At 35.9% G+C, this 20,159-nt stretch carries 16 protein-coding genes, 2 pseudogenes and 1 riboswitch; of the genes and pseudogenes, 12 read left to right on the top strand and 6 right to left on the bottom strand.

The genetic code is table 11. The annotated features are described in order from the left end of the window. Positions 1 to 195 precede the first annotated feature (195 nt). Positions 196 to 612: an HAD family hydrolase gene (locus tag JEM49_RS04450; RefSeq protein WP_201873838.1), complete on the top strand. Its 417-nt coding sequence runs from the start codon at positions 196 to 198 to the stop codon at positions 610 to 612. 54 nt (positions 613 to 666) lie between these two features. Here JEM49_RS04450 and JEM49_RS04455 read toward each other — a convergent pair whose 3' ends face one another. From JEM49_RS04455 to JEM49_RS10735, 6 genes and pseudogenes are all read right to left on the bottom strand, one after another. Beyond that, on the bottom strand, positions 667 to 2,091 hold the full coding sequence (locus JEM49_RS04455) for a C69 family dipeptidase (protein ID WP_087176808.1): 1,425 nt from the start codon (positions 2,089 to 2,091) through the stop codon (positions 667 to 669). A gap of 80 nt (positions 2,092 to 2,171) precedes the next feature. Further along, positions 2,172 to 2,984, bottom strand: coding sequence for an AraC family transcriptional regulator (locus JEM49_RS04460; protein WP_087236430.1), 813 nt, complete (start codon positions 2,982 to 2,984; stop codon positions 2,172 to 2,174). 151 nt (positions 2,985 to 3,135) lie between these two features. Beyond that, a complete protein-coding gene (locus JEM49_RS04465) occupies positions 3,136 to 4,422 on the bottom strand; it encodes a nucleobase:cation symporter-2 family protein (RefSeq protein ID WP_098037186.1) in 1,287 nt (428 codons plus the stop codon). A 6-nt stretch (positions 4,423 to 4,428) separates the two neighbouring features. Then, positions 4,429 to 5,007, bottom strand: coding sequence for a xanthine phosphoribosyltransferase (locus tag JEM49_RS04470; protein WP_201873857.1), 579 nt, complete (start codon positions 5,005 to 5,007; stop codon positions 4,429 to 4,431). A gap of 71 nt (positions 5,008 to 5,078) precedes the next feature. Next, a riboswitch (purine riboswitch) is annotated at positions 5,079 to 5,176 on the bottom strand. A gap of 71 nt (positions 5,177 to 5,247) precedes the next feature. Next, positions 5,248 to 5,343: pseudogene (locus tag JEM49_RS10795) on the bottom strand (helix-turn-helix domain-containing protein); the annotation flags it as partial. Positions 5,344 to 5,440: 97 nt separating this feature from the next. Further along, positions 5,441 to 5,539: pseudogene (locus tag JEM49_RS10735) on the bottom strand (helix-turn-helix domain-containing protein); the annotation flags it as partial. A gap of 219 nt (positions 5,540 to 5,758) precedes the next feature. Here JEM49_RS10735 and guaA point away from each other — a divergent pair. From guaA to JEM49_RS04530, 11 genes are all read left to right on the top strand, one after another. Next, positions 5,759 to 7,312, top strand: coding sequence for a glutamine-hydrolyzing GMP synthase (gene guaA / locus JEM49_RS04480; RefSeq protein ID WP_342211669.1), 1,554 nt, complete (start codon positions 5,759 to 5,761; stop codon positions 7,310 to 7,312). Positions 7,313 to 7,521: 209 nt separating this feature from the next. Then, positions 7,522 to 9,432, top strand: coding sequence for a site-specific DNA-methyltransferase (locus tag JEM49_RS04485; protein WP_201873842.1), 1,911 nt, complete (start codon positions 7,522 to 7,524; stop codon positions 9,430 to 9,432). Then, positions 9,432 to 12,056: a DEAD/DEAH box helicase family protein gene (locus tag JEM49_RS04490; RefSeq protein WP_201873844.1), complete on the top strand. Its 2,625-nt coding sequence runs from the start codon at positions 9,432 to 9,434 to the stop codon at positions 12,054 to 12,056. The genes JEM49_RS04485 and JEM49_RS04490 overlap by 1 nt, the downstream gene beginning before the upstream one ends. A 551-nt stretch (positions 12,057 to 12,607) precedes the next feature. Next, positions 12,608 to 12,973 carry a hypothetical protein gene (locus JEM49_RS04495; RefSeq protein WP_201873846.1) on the top strand — a complete coding sequence of 122 codons (366 nt, stop codon included), beginning with the start codon at positions 12,608 to 12,610 and terminating at the stop codon, positions 12,971 to 12,973. Further along, entirely contained in the window at positions 12,973 to 13,536 is a 564-nt protein-coding gene (locus JEM49_RS04500) for a hypothetical protein (protein ID WP_201873848.1), read from the top strand. The genes JEM49_RS04495 and JEM49_RS04500 overlap by 1 nt, the downstream gene beginning before the upstream one ends. Positions 13,537 to 13,538: 2 nt before the next feature. Further along, positions 13,539 to 14,381: a cell division protein FtsK gene (locus JEM49_RS04505; RefSeq protein WP_201873849.1), complete on the top strand. Its 843-nt coding sequence runs from the start codon at positions 13,539 to 13,541 to the stop codon at positions 14,379 to 14,381. Positions 14,382 to 14,472: 91 nt separating this feature from the next. Beyond that, entirely contained in the window at positions 14,473 to 14,895 is a 423-nt protein-coding gene (locus JEM49_RS04510; protein WP_201873850.1) for a hypothetical protein, read from the top strand. Next, a complete protein-coding gene (locus JEM49_RS04515; RefSeq protein ID WP_201873859.1) occupies positions 14,846 to 15,364 on the top strand; it encodes a rolling circle replication-associated protein in 519 nt (172 codons plus the stop codon). Before JEM49_RS04510 ends, JEM49_RS04515 begins: the two co-directional genes overlap by 50 nt. A gap of 68 nt (positions 15,365 to 15,432) precedes the next feature. Next, positions 15,433 to 15,639, top strand: coding sequence for a DUF3173 family protein (locus tag JEM49_RS04520; RefSeq protein ID WP_201873851.1), 207 nt, complete (start codon positions 15,433 to 15,435; stop codon positions 15,637 to 15,639). Then, on the top strand, positions 15,636 to 16,874 hold the full coding sequence (locus tag JEM49_RS04525) for a tyrosine-type recombinase/integrase (protein ID WP_201873853.1): 1,239 nt from the start codon (positions 15,636 to 15,638) through the stop codon (positions 16,872 to 16,874). The genes JEM49_RS04520 and JEM49_RS04525 overlap by 4 nt, the downstream gene beginning before the upstream one ends. A 1,086-nt stretch (positions 16,875 to 17,960) precedes the next feature. Further along, on the top strand, positions 17,961 to 20,159 hold a 2,199-nt coding region (locus JEM49_RS04530), incomplete at its 3' end, for an LEA family epithelial adhesin (protein ID WP_201873855.1).

Below are 20,159 nucleotides of genomic sequence, written 5' to 3' on the forward strand. Positions count from 1 at the left end.
AATAAAAGAGGCAGCCTAGAAAGGCTGTAGTCCGTTAGCAACTCGCGGACTCAAAAGGCTTTGGTAATTAGACGACCTCTATCGCTAATAGTTGCGAGATTATTAGTGACAAGTCAAATCCGTATCTAAGCAAGTTGGTGTTCTGGTTAGCACAAGCTAGCGAGCCACTAAGCCCTAGACTTCAGTCTAGGGTAGTTGACTCAAAGAGTTAAAGAAGGAAAATTAGCAGTTAAGCCTGGTGCTGAAAAACTGCTTAGCTTTTTACAAGAAAAAGGAATCAAATCTTACATTACCTCTTCTTCAGATATTGAAAAGATTAATTTTAATCTTAGTCATAATGATTTACGTCAGTATTTTGCAGGGATTGTTACCGGTGAAGATGTAAAAAATAATAAACCAGCCCCAGATATTTATTTGCATGCGTTAAATGTCGCAAAAGTAGATAAAAATGAAGCAGTAATTTTTGAAGATGCACCTAATGGGGTAGAGTCAGGATTAAATGCAGGGATTGATGTGGTACTTGTGCCAGATCAAGTAATGCCATCAGAAGAAATGATCAAGAAAGTAACCGTAGTTAAATCACTTGCAGATGCAGTTCCATTATTTGAGTAAAAAATAAGAGCTTGAGAATAATCTCAAGCTCTTATTGCTTTTAATATTTGATTATTAGTCAAGCAAGTCGTACTTCAAAGTCATTAAACCATGACCTTCATCAACCATTTGACCCAAAAGTTCAACAGTATTGTTGTAAACAATGTCAGACATCTTTTGGTTAGCTGCAATTAACTTATCTTGCAAATCCTTACCTGAAATATCCTTAACTGCCTTGTCAGTTTCATGTTGAATCTTGTGGCATTGTGCCAAACTTTTTTGTTCAAAGGCATCTTCAAGTTCACCATAGACACGGTAGTTAGTATCACCAAGTTGAGCAGTTAACTTGTTTAACCAGAAGATCTTGTTCAAGTTAAACTTAGGAGTTGTTTGCCAAGCTTCTGGAGTAGTTGTGACATTAGTGTAGAATGGCACCATTGAGTTGAAGGTGTTTGGACCAAAGGCTAACCATTGAACACCAGCGATTTCTGCAGGTACGTCATTTCTAATTTGTAAAATGTGAGTTTCAAAGTTTCTGTTGATACCGATTGGACGGAAAGTCTTCTTTTGTTCAGGAGTACCTTGGTCACCGTATGCATCATAAGGAGTATCTTGGTAGTGTGAACTTTCAGCCCACTTAATATCTTCGATTGAGATTAAACGGTTAGCGTGGCAGATGAAAGGTTGATCTTGATCTGCTGGGGTACCGCCAAAGTCTGGATCGAAGTAGTTGTGAATGTACCAAGCACGTGGGTTGTTGTAGTGAGCGTCTTTGATAGTTGAAGAACCAAAGATATGACGCATGTTGTAACCTTCACGGTCTGGGTTTAAATGATATTCATCGATTAAATCTTTTAAGTCACTTGCGGCAGCGAAATTTTCAGTATCATCAAAATCAAAGTTATCGATGTTTAAACGGTTTGGTGCGATAACGTAAGCATCGTCAGGGATGCGGCGTGCAATCCAGTGGTGACCACCAATGGTTTCAAGGTACCAAATATTGTCCTTGTCTGAGAAAGCCATACCATTCATTTCGTAGGTACCGTATTTTTCAACAAGGTAACCAACACGCTTAACACCGTCAAATGCTGAATGAAGGTATGGAAGAGTTAAAGTAACAAAATCTTCTTCACCAAGACCACCTTCACTTGGATCAAGAATAGGGTCAACGCCTTGAATACGTGAGTTAGTGGTAATAGTTTCAGTAGCAGTCATTGCCACGTTGTCAGCGTTGATACCAGCTGCACCCCAAATACCATTCTTACCAGAAACATCAGGTGCACTGGTGTAACGAAGTGGAGTTTCAGCTAAGTCTTCATCATCGATCTTTTGCTTGCTGATAACGCTAGTGTAATGCTTAGGTTGGTCTTCAGGGTTAACTGCCTTAAAACCTTCAGGGATAATGACACGGCCACCATCTTCACTACGAGCGATCATAGTTGAGCCATCAATAGTTGCTTTTTTACCTACTAAGATAGTAGTACATTCTGTTTGTTTCATTGGATCATTCCTTTACTGTTTTAATAAGTTATACACTATATATTGTATGCAAAGAAGCGTGAGTTAGGCAAAGAATATAGTTAATTTCCACGAAATACGTTGGGACTAACTCCGCTATAACGTTTAAATGCTTTAGAAAAAGTGAATTCATCACCATAGCCCACTTTATGGGCAATCTCTTTTAAGTTGGAAGTAGTATTTTGCAGTTCTTTTTTGGCGGCTTCCATACGAAGTTGCATTAAATATTTTTGCGGTGAGATTTTGGTGTTTTTTCTAAATAAAGAATATAAAAAACTGCGTGAGACACCTAACCTGTTGCAAAGCTCCACGATATTGCAACTGGGATCAGTATAATTTTGTTGCAGATAATTAATAGCGATTTGATATTGATCATTTTTAGGTGTTTTGCGGACTGGTGGATGGTTAGGAAAGTCTTTTACTAGATGATAAAAAAGTTGATAGGTTAAAGCTGAAATTTGTAAATTGTTTAATAAGGTCTTTTTCTTTGTCAAACATTGATAAAGGTCATTTAGGGTTTGATAAAAGGCAGTTTTTTGAATTTGACGCAAGAAATTTTTATTAGGTAAATTTGATGCCTTGATGCTTTCATTAACGCCGTAGCCGGCTAAGCCAATCCAGAAGTATTCCCAGGGTTCATCATGGTCAGCTTGGAAAGAACAAGTTTGATTGCGCGGGACGTAAAAAAGATCGCCAGCTTTTAATTTGACTGCGTGGTGTCTACTAGAAGTAAAGCTGCCAGTTCCACTAATAATGTAATAAAAGATATCGTTCTTACGAAGATTGTCACCTTGAAAGAATTCATCAGGCTGACATTTTTGCCGGCCGTAAAACATGATGTAGCTTTCAAGGTTTTGAATGTTTAAGTTAGGCATGGATTCCCTCACTTTAAAAAAATTACGTTACTTCTATTATAAAAGAGATTTTGCTTAAAAGTTGAAGAATAAAAAACGACCACATTAAGTGGCCGCTTTTGAATATTTATAGAGAATTGTGATATATAGAATTATGAAATGAAAAGGCTTTTTACTTATAGGCACCACTTCTTCCGTTGAATAAAAGATTAAGCAGAGTTGCACAGATGCTAGCAACAACGATACCGTTGCCTAAGAACAATTGAATGGTTTGGGGAAGGGGTTGGAAGATTTGCGGATAGACAGTTACGCCCAGTCCCATACCAATTGAAATAGCTACAATTAGAATATTGCGGTTGTTCTCAAAATCAACTTTGGTTAACATTTTGATTCCTTGCACGGCAATCATTGTGAACATGACCAACATGGCTCCGCCTAAAACTGAGTCAGGAATGATGGTAACTAGAGCACCGATTTTAGGAAGTAAGCCCATGGCCATTAATAAGCCAGCAGCCCAGTAAATCGGACGCTTAGTCTTAATGCCGGATAATTGAAGCAAGCCGACATTTTGAGAAAAAGTAGTGTAAGGGAAGGTGTTGAAAAGCCCGCCGAAGATTTGTGCTAATCCTTCTGCACGATAACCTTTTTTGAGGTCTTCTTCGGTGATATCTTGATGAAGTAGGTCGCCAATGGCAAAGAAGACGCCAGTGGATTCGACCAAGGAAACTAAGGCAATGATGATCATGGTCAAACAAGATGACCATTCGAATTCTGGCACCCCGAAGTAGAAAAATTGAGGCAAATGGAACCAAGAAGCTTCGGCAACTGGCTTTAATGAAACAAGCCCCATGCAGCTAGCGATTAGAGTACCAACAATTAATCCAATTAAAACGGAAATGGAACGTAAGAATCCTTTAGTCCAGACTTCGATGGCAATGATGATGAGGATGGTAATAAAGGCAGCGATTAAATTTTTCGCATCACCGAAGTCTTTGGCTTGTGCGTTTCCGCCGCCCATATTTTGGAAAGCGACCGGAATTAAAGTTAGCCCAATTACTGTAATTAAGGTCCCAGTAACTACTGGCGGGAAGAGTTTTTTGATTTTTGAAAACCAGCCAGCAATTAGAAAGACAAAGATTCCAGCAACGATAATCGCACCATACATCGTGTTAATTGAAAACTTCTGCCCGATCATTTCTAAGGGAGCTACCGCTTGAATTGCACAGCCCAAAACGACTGGCAAGCCAATGCCGAAATATTTATTACGGAATAGTTGAATTAAAGTGGCTAAACCACACATGAAGATATCAATCGAAACTAGGTAAGTCATCTGTGTGCTATTGAAGTGTAGTGCCGTACCAATTAAAAGGGGAACGGCAACTGCACCGGAGTACATTGCAAGCAAATGCTGCAAACCTAGGACAGCAGCTTTTTTGTGACTAACTTCTTTTTGTGCCATTTTTAATTATTCTTTTCCCTCGAAGTGTACTTGATCATTTTCAAAGCTATCGATTTTTGCTAGGGCTTCAAAGCGTAAGCCTTCGTTTTCTACCCATTCGCTTCCGCCTTGGAAGGTTTTTGCAACAACAGCGCCAACGCCAACAATGTTACAGCCGGCTTGCTTGGCGATGTTAACCATGCCTTTGACTGCTTCACCGTGGGCAACGAAGTCATCGATGATTAAGATATGTTCGCCTGGGTGCAAAAATTTTTCTTCAACGCAGATCTTATTGTTGACCTTCTTGGTGTAAGAAAAGACGTCAGCCCAATAAACTGCATCATTCAAAGTAGATGGCTTTTTCTTTCGGGCAAAGATCATTGGCACGTGCAGTTGATAGGCTGCCATTACGCCAGGGGCAATTCCAGATGCTTCACAAGTTAAGACCTTATCGACTTTTTCATCTTTAAAAAGGCGGGCAAATTCTTCACCAACATGCATCATTAGTTGCGGATCAACTTGGTGATTCAAAAATGAATTAATTTTAAGCACATTTCCGGGTAAAACTTCACCATCTTGTTTAATTCGATCTACTAATTCCTTCAACATTATCCTCCTCAAGAAAGAAATAAGGACTTCCTCTACCTAGAGCAGGTAAAAGAAGTCCTTAAGATTATTCTTAACTTTCATTCACCTATAGTCCGGTATTTACGGTACCGGGTAGAGACTGTCGACCTTATTTCGACGATATATAGATATTTGTGTTGGCTTAATCTTAGCAGAATATATTGCCGAACACAAGTGAAAAATTAAGGATTAATGTTCGATTATAGTAAAAATTATTCAGCTGCGTTCCCAATCATTGGTAATGAAGCTATATCCTAGATAAAGTAAGACTGCTATTAACCAATAGAGTGTGGCGTATTTGTTCATAATCTTGCGACCAAGTTTTTTCTTAGGAATGTAATCATCTGTTTGTAATAAAATGTTGTAGCTGTCCATAATGATATTGCTTTTGACAAAGAAGAACACACCGATTGGATACAGCTTGCCGACTGACGTTCATCTTTTCAGCTAGTGCTTCTTGAAAAAGATGATTTTTCTTGCGTAATGCCGCAATTTTTTGACCTAATCTCATGATTGATCGTCCTTTCGTTTTGAAATAATTTAATTTAACGAAAATTTGCGGTTGCAGACCACCACTTTTTAATTGCATTTAGCGGAACTAGCGGTTGCAACTGCTGGTTGCTCAAGATAAAAGCCGAACAATGAATGGCTATTTTTAACTTTTTGATTGACCTTTTTAATTTTTCCTAGTAGAGTTAGTTAAAAATGCGTAATTGAAAAGAGGGAGTAAATAGTGGCTAAGAATCTAGACGATTTTGATAAAATTATTGTGCTTGACTTCGGTAGTCAATATAACCAATTAATTACCCGCCGTATTCGTGACTTCGGCATCTATTCTGAACTTTTACCACACGATCTTTCCATGGAGAAGATTAAACAGATCAATCCTAAGGGAATCATTTTCTCAGGTGGTCCTAACAGTGTTTACGATAATGGTGCATTAAAGGTTGATCCTGCAATCTTTAAGTTGGGTATTCCAATTTTGGGTATTTGTTACGGGATGCAATTAATGTCTCATGACTTAGGCGGTAAAGTTGAACAAGCTGAAAACAAGGAATATGGCCGCGCCAACATTACGGTTGAAGATCCAGACAGTATTTTGTTCAAGGGCTTGCCTTCAAAGCAATACGTTTGGATGAGCCACGGAGATTTGGTTACCCAAGCTCCTAAGGACTTTGAAGTAACTGCTTCAAGCAAAAACTGTCCAATTGCGGCAATTGCTAATCCAGATAAAAAGTTTTATGGTATCCAATTCCACGCTGAAGTACGTAATTCAGAATATGGTTTGGATATTTTGAAGCACTTTGCCTTTGACGTCTGTGGTGCTGAGGCTAACTGGACCATGAACGACTTCATCGACATGAAGGTTGATGAGATCCGTAAAGAAGTTGGCGACAAGAAAGTCATCTTAGGTCTTTCGGGTGGTGTAGATTCTAGCGTTACTGCTACTCTTTTACACAAAGCAATCGGCGATCAATTAACTGCAATTTTTGTTGATCACGGAATGCTGCGTAAAGACGAAGGCAATCAAGTAATGCAAGCCTTGAACAAGGATCTTGGTGTTAACATCATTCGGGTTAATGCCCAAAAGAGATTCTTAGACAAGTTGAAAGGTGTAACTGATCCTGAAAAGAAGCGTAAGATTATCGGTAAGGAATTTATCGAGGTCTTCAATGAAGAAGCTAAAAAGCTCAAGGATGTTGATTTCTTAGCCCAAGGTACGCTTTATACTGATGTTATCGAGTCAGGTACCAACACTGCCCAAACGATTAAGTCCCATCACAACGTTGGTGGTCTTCCTAAGGACATGCATTTCAAGCTGATTGAACCACTACGTAAGTTGTTCAAGGACGAAGTACGTGAACTTGGTGAAAAGCTGGGCATTCCACATGACTTAGTATGGCGTCAGCCATTCCCAGGCCCTGGTCTTGGTATCCGTGTTCTTGGTGAAGTGACTGAAGACAAGCTTAAGATTGTGCGTGATTCTGATGCGATTTTACGAGAAGAAATCAAGAAGGCAGGTTTACAAGAAAAGATCTGGCAATACTTCACTGTTCTTCCAGGTATTCGCTCCGTTGGAGTAATGGGCGATGGACGTACTTATGACTATACGATTGGTATTCGTGCCGTAACCTCAATTGATGGGATGACCGCAGATTTTGCCCAAATTCCATGGGATGTACTTGGTCACATTTCAGATAGAATCGTCAATGAAGTAGATAACGTTAACCGCGTAGTTTACGATGTGACGAGTAAGCCACCTTCAACTATTGAGTGGGAATAAGCTGACAATGTTAGTTAGTATTGGAATGCCGATATAACAACACTTAACAGGTACATAAACTACTTAAAAAGGTATTAATTGACATAGAAGTATGCCAAAAGTATGCCAGAAATAACCTCTAGTTGATTGAAACTAGGGGTTTTTTGATAGGTTAATTAGATATAATAGTTATTAAAGAAAAGAATGAAGAAATAGGAGAACTAATAGAAATGGCTGTAGAATCTAAAGCGATGGATCATATACGTAAAGTATTAGAACAATTTGGTGATAAATATTTTACTAAAAGTGGTGCTTTGAAGAGAAATACTGTCATTGAAGATCTTGATAATTATGATAAAGATTTGATGACAGCTATTTTAAAAGATGATTTATTGCATAAGACATATACTTCTAAGATTGCTGATGTAGAGATATTTGAAATTAATAAATTTGTTGATATGCTACGCTACAAGGAATACTGGGAAGATAGTTTTACTAAATATGATAATAAGATAGGTTTAACAGCAGGTGAAAAATATATCGACGATTCTTCTGATGTGGTTTTAGATTTTCCTTATAAGGATTGTGTTTTAAAAGCTGGAATGACTAAGGAAGATGTTGAACATTCTGGGGATGCAGATGAATCTTTTTTAAATGAAACACTTGCTAAAAGTGAAATTGATGAATTATATGAACCTAAAATATTAGTCAATGCAACAAAATATGATAAAAATGGGAAAAAGAAGGTTCTAGCAGTTTCCCAATCGGATAATATAGTCATTAAGGGAAATAACTTAATTGCCTTATATAGTTTAGAAAAAAGATATGCTGGAAAGATTAAGTCAATAATTTTAGACCCCCCTTATTATTTTTATAAAAATAAACCAGATGATTCGTTTAGCTATAATTCCAATTTCAAACTATCTACATGGTTAACTTTCATGAAAAATAGAATGGAAATAGCTAAAAAACTTTTATCAGAAAATGGAATTCTTATCTTAACAGTGGGCTTGGATGGTGCACCATATTTAGAGATATTACTTAATTCTATTTTTGATATTGCTAAAGATCCTAATAGATTAGTTGGTAGCATAGCTTGGAGAAAAACAGATAATCAGTCAAATATAGGTGATTTTGCTAACGTATCGGACAGAATTTTAGTTTATAGAAAGAATTCGGATACTAAGTTGTATAAATTACCTTTGTCAGATAAGGCTAAAAAAGAATATTCATACTCGGATAAAAAAGGAGCTTATAGAAGAGCAAATTTATTGGATTTAACTCGCGGAAAATTTCATTATAAGGTAGAAACATCTGATGGAACTGTATTAAATGGACCTTGGATGATTGACGAAACTAAGTTTAAACAACTTGTAGAAAATGACGGTATACATTGGCCAAAAAGTGGTAAGCAAATTCCTTACGGAAAAACCTATCTTGCTGATCAAATTGATAAGGGACAAATTCCAAGTGATTTTTGGGATGGATCATATGGAACAAATCAGCGCGCAGCAAAAGAGATAAAGGATTTATTTGGTAGTAGAGCTTTTAAGTTTGCAAAGCCAGAAGAACTACTGAGAAATTTAATTTCTATCTCTTCTAAAGCTGGTGATATAGTATTAGATTTCTTCATGGGGTCCGGAACAACTCCGGCTGTCGCCATGAAAATGAATAGACATTTTATTGGGATTGATCAAATGGATTATATTGACACAATAGGAGTTAATAGGTTACGAAAAGTTATTAATGGAGAACAAGGGGGGATATCGAAAGAAGTCAATTGGCAAGGCGGAGGATCTTTTATTTATGCTGAATTAATGGAAAAGAATCAAGGTTATTTAAGAGATATTCAAAATGCTGAAAATATGGATGAACTAATGAATGTTTATTCACGTATGAAGCAAAATGGAGATATTGATTTTAGAGTGGACTTAAATAAATTTGAAGCATCCCTTAAAGTAGGAGAATTGCCAACTCTTGAAGATCGTAAAAGGGAATTAATTAAGATTATTGATAAGAATCAGCTCTATTACAATTACAGCAATATTGATGATGAATCTGTTAGAGATTTAGTCTCTGATACAGATTATGAATTTAATAAGAGTTTTTACTCTTCTAATAATGAAAAAGGTGAAGAGTAATGAGAAAAAGTATTAAAGCAAAACCATTTCCTACGTTAGAAAAAGCTAGAAATGCTGTAAGTAGTTTTCTTACACCACTTCCAAACTTGTATTATATTGATGAAAATCTAAAACATACTCTAAGGCAGTATCAACAATTTGCCTTATTCCACCTTGACTGGTCACAAAGACAGCCAGATGCTGATGAAGAATATAATCAATTAATGTTCAATATGGCTACAGGATCAGGCAAAACGGATGTTATGGCTGCTACAATTCTTTATTATTATAAAGAATTTAACTATACTAATTTTCTTTTTATTTCTAATACTACAGCTGTAGTTGACAAGACAAGAGATAATTTTCTTAATACTAGTTCATCAAAATATCTTTTTTCTTCACCAATAAATATAGACGGTGAAATAGTAGATTTAAAGCCTGTTGAAACCTTTCCTATTAATCAAGAGACAAATACTATATATTTAAAACTTACTACAGTTCAATCCCTTTCAAATGAACTTAATGATCCTCAAGAAAACTCTTTAACTTTTAATGATTTAAAGAAACATAAAATTATTATTTTGGCTGATGAGGCACACCACTTCAATGCTCAAACTAAGAAGAAACAACGTGAAGAAAATTCTTGGGAAAATCTACTAGATAAGGTAAGAAACTCTAACGAAGCAAATCGCCAATTAGAGTTCACAGCTACAATTGATGTAGACAAAGAAGATGTTTATGAAAAATATAAAGATAAAATAATTTACAAATATGATCTAAGCCGATTTATGGAGGAGGGATATTCTAAAAACGTTTTCCGCTTGCAGGCTAATAATGACAATATGCAAAAATTGCTAAATGCAGTTTTGCTTAGTCAGTACCGTAAACGAATAGCTAGAAAATTAAGCATCCCTGACTTTAAGCCGGTTTTATTGGTTAAGTCTAATCGTATCAGAACGTCTAAAGCTGTAAAAGATGAGTTCTTAGCAATGATGAATGAACTTTCTACAGAATCATTGCATGAGTTTCTTGTAGTTAATAAGAAAATAAACTCTAATAGTAGAGCTTTATCTATGACTTATGATTATTGGTTATCTCAAGATTTAGTCAAAGCAGTATCAGATCTAAAACAAGATTTCAATATAAATACTACAATCAATGTTAATGAAGGTGGTACTAAGGGGATTCTTGCTGATAATAATGATTTTAAGAATTTAAACACTTTGGAAGATATCAATAATCCTTTTAGAATTATTTTTGCAGTTGCTAAATTAACTGAGGGATGGGATGTTCTTAATCTTTTTGATATTGTCAGAGTATCAGAAGAAAAAGAATCTAATTCACTCAAACAAACTAATTCAGAGGCTCAGCTTATTGGACGTGGAGCAAGATATTATCCATTTATTTATAAAGGCAAAAGATCATATACTAGACGGTTTGATAATGCCTCATCAAGTGAAATGAAATTACTTGAAACGTTGTATTACCATACTATTAATGATTCTAAGTATATTGATAATTTGAACAAGTCGTTTGACAAAATGGATCTTATTGTTAACCAGGATCAAGACTATCAAACTTTTACTGCACAAGTGAAAGCTTCTTTTAAAAAGACAGCTTTTTATAAAAACGGTAATTTGTTCTATAACAAAACTGAAGAAGTACCAGATTCAGAATATAAAGGCATTGGAGATTATGGAATTAATAGTTTTTCAATGATTATTGATTACAATACTTCAACTACTGAAAATGAATTGCGTAGTGATTTTTTACAGATTAATGAATCAAATACCAAGTATGATAACGTAGCTGATTTTTCTAAGAAAGAAGATTATCGATTAATTAAGAAGGCATTTGCGAGAAATAAGTTTTATCGTTTTGATAATATGAAACGATATTTGCCAATGATTAATTCTATTCAGGACTTTATTAAATCACCAAATTGGTTAGGAAAATTAAAGGTTATGGCACAGGTACCTAATCAATATGATATAAATCTTTCACCGATGGATAAGCTTAAGGTGTTAGATGTTGCATTACATCGAATACAAGTAAGTATTGTTAAAAACTATCGTAAAGAACGTGGTACAAATGAATTTTTACAAATTGCTGTGAGGGATGCAGTTAAAGATTATAGTAAAGTAGTACCGCAACCTTCTAATAGAAAAGTAGTTAGTGAACTTATACGACCAAAAAAGATGACTGATAATGATTGGTTCCCATATGATTATGCGATTACTGATCAACTTGAATCATCTTTAGTTAACTTAATAGGAAGTCTTATAGATGACTTTAAGAAGAAATATAATAATGTTTATCTAATCAGAAATGAGGAAACGATTTCTAATTGGACATTGCATGAATTTGAAAATAAGGATACAAAGCATTATGAAGGTTATATGCCAGACTTTATTCTTGTCTTAGATGATGGCAATATTATGTATCAAGTGTATATTGAGCCAAAGGGCGAGCAGTTACTTGAACGAGATGCGTGGAAACAAGATCTATTAGAAAGTATTCGTCCAGAAAATATCAAACTAATGGGTGAGAATGAAAACATTAGATTATATGGTGTTAAGTTCTATACACATGGTGATGGACGTGGTGTAGAAGAAGAATTGCATGATTTGAATATTTTAGATTGATGATATTTTATTAAGAAATTATAAAGGACAAATGTTTTAAATTGTATTTTTCAATCATTGAGAATATTATAAAGATGTATTAGTTATGACGTCGTCGCTTCATATGTCTGAGACGTGTAGTGGCAATTTAAGACGTGGCTCAGCTCAGTTACAACAGGACCTACCCACTATCAGGCGGTTGTAGTTGATTTTTTTAGATTAAGTATAGTGGTACCTCCGCGGGCGTCCATGCTAACGGGATTAGGTAGTAGCGTGGTCAATGTTTATCAAGTATTAGAGGGTTTTTGTACCTTTTTTACTTTTGGATCACACTATCAGTCTGCCCTTTAGGAGGTTAACAACTGAATATGGTAATCAAGAAGTATATGTTTAATAACATATACTTTTTTTGTTACTTTATAAAAAGTTGAAAATCAGCAAAAGCGGGTTATTGATTGGTGTTAGACCATAAATAATCCGCTTTTTTTGGTTTTTAACCAATTTGAAAATGTCGTATTTGAGTGACAACACTCATGTTTTAGATGTCTAAACGGCATCAAGGAGGTATTTAAATGGCTTTAAAGTCGTTAAGAGAATTTCTTAAGTTTGACGCTGTGTCATTCTTTAAGGGCAAACAGCTCTTACTTATGCGTGAAACTCCATGGAAAGACTATGATTCAGGAAAAGAAGTTGGCGCTAAGCTAAAGGTCATTATCTGGAGCGACGATACAAAATATACCAAAGAGGGTGTATCTAATGAAGGCTCAGAAATGGACATTAAGATTCCCGGTTTAAGGGCCGAGGATATTGATAGAAACAATCGAGGCTTCATCAGACTAAGTAATCCTACTGGTGTTGTATACGGTGAATATCAAAACGAACTATCAATCAAGGCTGATGGCTTTGAGTTTGTAAAAGAAGAAGGAGGTGAAAAATAATGGCTGTTAGACGGCGTAATCCCCAACAAGGGGGAACACCTGAAAAGGTCATCCCATCACTAGGGTGGCTTTTCTTAACATGTGGCATTGCACTTTACGTTATGGCATTCCAGTTGCCTTGGTTTGGTCAGTTCTGCATTTGGATCGGGAATATTTCACTATTCTTAGCTTTCGATTGCTTATTGTATTGGCTTTTTATGCATCATGATGAAATACTTGCTCTACATAAAAATATGCATTTATCAAGCAGAACAGTAAGGCTGGATATCATTAAATCATCTGCAATGAAAGATTTTCTATTTCAATCAAAGGCTTTTGTACCTGATCCATATGATCCACGCTATCATCAGCTTCCAGAAGCTGAACAAACTCAAGATGGCTTGAGGATCCAAGCAATCGGTAATCTTCGCCAGTGGCTTTTAAGTGATAACTTTCGTGATAATCTTGAAAGTTTCTTAAACCGTAACGGATATGATTTGTCGATTCAAAGTGCTCACTACAAGGATGGTTGGGTAAACTACATTTTGATTAAAGGTATTAAGTCTGATCGCCTTAAGTTTTAATCATGCTTTCAAATTATACTTTAACTTTGTCAAAGTCGCTTACCATTGACGCGTACAAACAAATTAACTTCTTAATCGCTGGTTCTCGTGGTAGTGGTAAAACCTACGGTACACTCATACTTATTGCAGAATTGGCTTCTTTTCCGCGAATTAATCTTAATAAGTTACTTGGTACAGGATGTTTACCAACGCAAATCTATATTGTTGACTTTAAAAATTCTGATATGGCTAAACTTGGTCAGCTACTCCCACATGGAAGAGTAGCGACTAATAAGATAGAAGCCGTTAAAGTTGTTAGTGATTTTGACAGCAAAATGCATAATCGCTTGAATTTTATTAAAAATCAAGCGTTTGGGGCAACGGCTGGTACTCTTGGGATGCCAATGTATTATCTAATCATCGATGAATGGAGCGCAACAAATGCTGCTTTTAGTCAAGGAATGACTAAAGCTGATAAAGATATGCGCTATAAGTGGAATGCATTGATTACTGATATAGCTATGTTGAACAGGGTTCCAGGCTTCGGTTTGGGACTGATCTCACAACAAATTAGCGTCATAAATTCTGGACTAAATAGTAGTATTCAAGAAGAAGCTGGATTGAAGTTACACTTTGGTGATGCAAACATGAGCTCTTATCGTCTGACCTTCGGTAATGATATTCAAATTCCGGACATGGGGTTGGAAACCGGTGAAGCGTATGCGTGGATCGAAGGATTAACCTCATCGGGCTATGTAATACCGTTTGGAATGCCTGAAATTGAACCTAATAGTCTTTGGAAGTATTTAAAAGAAGCATTGAGTAATCAGGATGATGATAAGTACTTGTATATGACTACTAATTAATGTTGTTGAAGCGCCAGCAGGCGCGGTAGCGCTGTGGCGCTGTGGTTGCGTAGCAACCACTATTAACTAGATTAATGGGTGATTTTAGCACATGGCTAAGAATAAATATAAATTAGAAAAAAATGGAACAGTCAACGCTTACTATTATGGACATGTCTTGGAGATGACTGATACTAATCCAATCTCTAAACAATCTGGTATTAAACCAATATCTAAAGATGAGTATGTTGATTTAGCAACAGGTATGACAATGAAGTTCAAACACCAGAATCAGCAACGTATACAGTCACCTGAGAATCTAAGAAAAACATTTAGAAATCTCAGAAGGTTAGTCATCGCCAATTTTAAAGCTGGAGATATTTGGCTAACACTTACCTATAGGCAAGATGATGGCAAGCCAATGACTGACACAATACGTGTCTATCGTGATTTTAAGGCATTTTGGCGGAAGTTTATTGCAAAATATGAGCACTGTGATTATCTTAGTAGTCTTAGAACCTCAAGCATCTGGTAGTTGGCATTTACATGGTTTGATTAAAAAACAAGAAGGTAAATTGCCATTTATTGATAATAATAAAGTGATTGAACCGATGTGGGGTCAAGGATTTACTAAGACCAAACGATTAAAAGATACTGACAATGTGGCATCTTATCTGATGGCTTATCTAACAAATGTTCCTAAGGATGAGATAGTTCCAGAAACTACAAAAAAAGGCATTATTAAGGGTGCAAGGTTACACTTTTATCCATCAGGCGTACATATTTATCGAGGTTCAAGAGGCTTGATAAAGCCTAAACGGATAAAGGGAGTTAAGTCAGATATATTGTTTGATCATGGTTTATCGAGGGATGCAAAAGCGGATGCTGCATTTTACCATGAGCACAAAATTAAAGATGGTAAAAAGATAAGTCATATTACTGAGTTTTACGATAATGTTAATGATAAAAAAGAAGCTAATCAAGCCCGCCAAGACAATGATTAGCTCCTATGCTGAACAAACTGTTGGAAGCATGTTCAGCCTTATTATCTACTTATGATGAGGTTTTTACAATGGAAAAAGAATTTGTTGATTACAAAGATCTTAGACGCTTAGGTTTTGGAGATAACCAAGCCAGAAGGATCATTAGAATGGCAAAGAAAAAGCTGGTAGAAAAAGGCTATGCCTTTTATAATGGGAAAAGGGTAGGACTAGTACCTGCTCAAGCTGTTGCTGAAGTTATCGGTATTCCTTTAACACAGGAAGGCGATAACAAATGAAAACGCGTTACCCTAATGTTTATCAGGACAAAAAAGGCAAATTTTTCTACCAGATCTTCATTGGAACTGATGAAAATGGTAAGAAAAAATTAAAGAAAGGTAGAAGGGATGCGTTGGGGCATCCCTTTTCTTCTGCTTTTCAGGCAAGTAAGGAAGCTAAACGTGTACAAGCTCTTTATGCTAATGTTTCCGCTGACAATATTAGCTATGCCACTTACATGAAAAATAGATATTTACCTAAATATCGTGGTGATGTCGAAGCTAGCACTTATGACACACACAATCTTATGTTGATGAAGGGTGTTGACTTTTTAGGAGATACTAAGCTTAAAGACATTAAAGTAGCTGATTGTGAAAAGTATCGTACATGGCTATTAACAGATGCTGAGTTTTCCAGAAACTATGCTAGTGTCATTTATACTGCCTTTCGTCAATCGCTTGATTATGCGGTAGAGATCGGCTTGATAGCCTCTAATCCTTCGTTAAAAACTAAATCAATTCCCAAGGGACGGACAATCGAAAAATATTGGACGAAACCGGAATTTGAAAAAGTTATATCATCGATTAATACTGATTCATTTTATGAACAGCTAATCTATGTTACTTTCTTGTTTTACTATAGAGTTGGTTGTCGAGTTAATGAAGGTTTTGCTTTAAAATGGTCTGATATTGACTTGGAAAATGGAAAAGTTAGATTTATTAATAATCTACACTATCAGAGTAAATTAAGCTACGAGCTCGTTCCTTATCTAAAAAATGATGCAAGTAGAAGAACTGTTACCATTGATGCAGAGTTACTTGATGTTTTAAAGAAATGGAAGATGGAGCAAGAAAAGTATAATGTTCATGACTTCGTATTGAGTTATGATAATTGTCCACTGAATAAATCTACTTTAAGCGTATGGCTTAAAAGATATGCTAAGCTAGCCGGAGTACCTCGGATAAATGGTAGAGGTTTACGGCATTCTAACGCTTCATATTTAATTGCTGAACTTGGGGCGGATGTTTTAACTGTAAGTCATAGATTAGGTCACAAAACGCCTATGACGACGCTTAAATACTATGCTCATATGTTTAGTAATAATGATATTGAACTAGCTTCTAAGATGGAAGGCAGTATGAATATTAAACCTGCCAAACATTCAAAGGTTGAATTCAACGGTAACCAACATATTAATGGGAATAGTATTTCAGGTATGCCAAAAGTATGCCAAAATTCGGAAAAAACAGCTTAAATATTGATATAAAAGGAACGTCTCTTATTCTAAGGGAATAATTTCGTACCTTAACAAGAAGAGGAAATCCCAATATGACGGCATTTGGAGAGGGTCAATATTAGTGGAAAGTACCGGTTGAAAGCAAGTTGTCTACCGAAAATTGAATATTTTTACTTACTTTTGTTGAAAAGTAAGTGACTGTTGTCCTACTTATTGTCATTTGATAAGTGGGGCATTTTTGTTTCTCTTTGTTGCCACAAAAGAAATGCTGAAATCCAAACGGAGCAGTCTGTTTGATCGTTGTTGTTACTTATGACGAAAACATAAGTAAATCAGATATGAAATCTCGAAATGACCTTGAATGAAATCTCAAGGTACTCATTCTCGAATGCAATATCTGATCGGTCGCTAGGGTAAAGGGAAGACTATCAGGCCGCCCTTTCAAGCAGTATATAATATAATCAACAAATTAGTATATACCAATTAATGCTGAACAGAAACTAACCCGACGATTCATAAATTTAGTCAGCCGTTGTCGGTCGCAACCGAAGGCTGAAAATTTATTTTGCCGGGACGGCAAACATGAGGGGGTCATTGCACGATGAAGCCGTTAAAGGATTCATCAACTTCAGTTACACCGTCAACAACTAGAACGGGATAAGGAAACCGAAATTAAGCGGAAAAGGCAATGAAGAACCATCTCTGTATCAAAGATTCAAGCTAAAAAGTCATTACTTCATGAAGGAAACGACTTAGAGTTATAATTTGAATTTAAACATTATTTCTAGTACCACAATATATGAAAAGAGAGCAGTGAGATTGCGTCTCACTACTCTCAATCGCGAACTTGAATAATTTTAGTGTTTGAAAAGGGATTAGCCTTTGCGGTTAGTCTCTTTTACTATCTGGTAAGTTGACTGCAAACAGAAAAGCCGCCCGGCTCGAGCGCCAAGCGGTCGTCAAAGTCGCTAAACCGTGTTATAATATTGTCAGATTGAAGAAATATTACACTCAACAATTAGGCTTATAGCTTAACGGTAGCGCTATTGTTCTGGTGTACTGCAATACACCACTAGTTATTAAATTTGAGAGGCAAAAATAACGATGAAGCAACTTAAATTTTTAGAAACTAAACGGACACCGCGTTATAGTCTGCGTAAGTTTAGCGTTGGTATGGTTTCGGTATTATTAGGAGTAACCATTTTTGGAATTAACTTTACTAATCATTCTGTAAAGGCAGCAACCACAGAAAGCGTTGGAAATTCCAGTAGGTCGCAACAGACCTCAGCAGTTGGCAATACAACTGTTGAACAAACTAATACTCAGAAAACAACTAGAGCAACACAAAAAGTTCAACAAAGTAGTGGAAGTAAGAATGCAACAGCTAATAATTCTACAGAATCTGCGACAACCTCACAATCTTTACCAAAGACGCAAGGTAGCGCTCACACTTATATTAGATCATTAGCAGCTAAATCAGCAGCAAAATTAGCATTTATGAATTTAATGACAACTCCTGGTACTAATACTGGTAATGGTACTGATAATGGTACTGGTACTGATAATGGTACTGGTACTAATACTGGTACTGACAGAAATGCAGCAGGTACAGTAGATCAAAATAACATTAATACTCAGCTAGCTAAAGAAAATCAAAAATTGGCCAATGACAATAATCTAACTTCTTCAGATAACTACAGTTCTAATATCTATAAAGGTAAAGATGGAAAGTATTACAAGATTGTAACTATTTATGGTAATGACTACGTTTACCGTGCTGCTGATATTCAAGCTAATGGTACTGCTGCTTTTCAATGGGCAACGACAGCTGCAGATACTAATAATAATATCGATATTTCTAAAGAAGATTTAGGAAATGGTCAGACCCGTTGGACTGTTACTTTCTTCCCTAAGAAGGGATTACAAAATGTTGGCAGTAAATTAAGTGGGTTAAGTTCTGCGAAATTTGGCATTGCTCTCACTTCTGACTACCAAATCGTTGGTAATGTTGACATGAAAGTAATTAGTGATCTTAAGAAAAATCCAACATTTGAATCTTATACATTTGAGCCCGGTAGCACTAGAGCTACTGAATCTCCAATAAAAAATCTATCAACTGAAAAAGACTTTTCATTTAATCCTAAGACAGATGTTGATCCAGATACTGGTTTAATTAATAATAGAAAAACCTTGCCAGCTTATAACAATCAATATTTGCAAGGCCCATACTATTTCACTACTGATACTGATATTGGTAAAAAGAACTTATGGCAGACTTACTTTAAAGATTGGGGTCATAGTGACGACGCATATTATAATGCATCTGATGGGCGGTCCCCTTATGTAGGTAACGCTCATGGCCTTTATGTTAATAATTTTGTAATTAAAAATGAAACTGGAGATGTTGATGGTGCAAAAAATGGGGACAAACTCATTTATGACAGACTGGGGTATAGTTTAAATTCTAAAAACGGTGTAGCTAATTCTAATGGAGTATTTAGCAGTGATAACTTTACCCAAGCAATGGAATTTAAGTCACAAGGTGTCACTGATAATTCACAATTTTCTTCTTATGTTATTTCCTTTACTACGCAACACACAGACTCTCATGAAGTACAATTATCTACAGGTTGGAAAAATCAACAATTCTCAGGAATCTCAGCTAATATTTATTCTAATCAGAATAGATTCTATAACATGTTTTCTAGATTATATGGTGAGCAGAGAGTACTGACTCCAGCTGATGCAGCTAATCCATATGCACCAGTAAACCCTAAAGATATTATTCCTGGTTGGGTTCCTGCCAATGAGGCTATGAAGAAGATTCATACTGACTATTTAAATAATGCTCAAATTAATGTTTTGCGGAATAAAATTCTAAATAACATTACAGACCCTGCTGCTTTAAATAACATTGTTAGTGAAGGAAATTCCTTAAACGATGCTATGAAAAAGCTTGGTAATAGTATCGGACAGTATGATGATGGCAGTTTTGCTGCTCATAAAGTCGATACAACTAAGGCTTCAGCTCGTTATCAATATGCTGATTCAGATAAAAAATCAGCTTATGACACTGCGACAGATGCAGTAAGTAATATAATTTCTGTAGAAAATGGTACAGTTAACAAAAATAAAGGTACCTATGCAGATCAAGCAACGGTAGAAAAGCTTACTAAAGCTGAAAATAAGGCTTGGAACGAACTTAATGGTGTCAAGCCAAAGGATAAGCTAGATGACAATAAAAAGTACCACATCGATGGCAAAGGTGGTCTTAAGGTAGATAAGGGTCAAACTTTAGATCCA

This window comes from Lactobacillus sp. A27 (assembly GCF_016742815.1).
GTDB lineage: Bacteria > Bacillota > Bacilli > Lactobacillales > Lactobacillaceae > Lactobacillus > Lactobacillus gallinarum.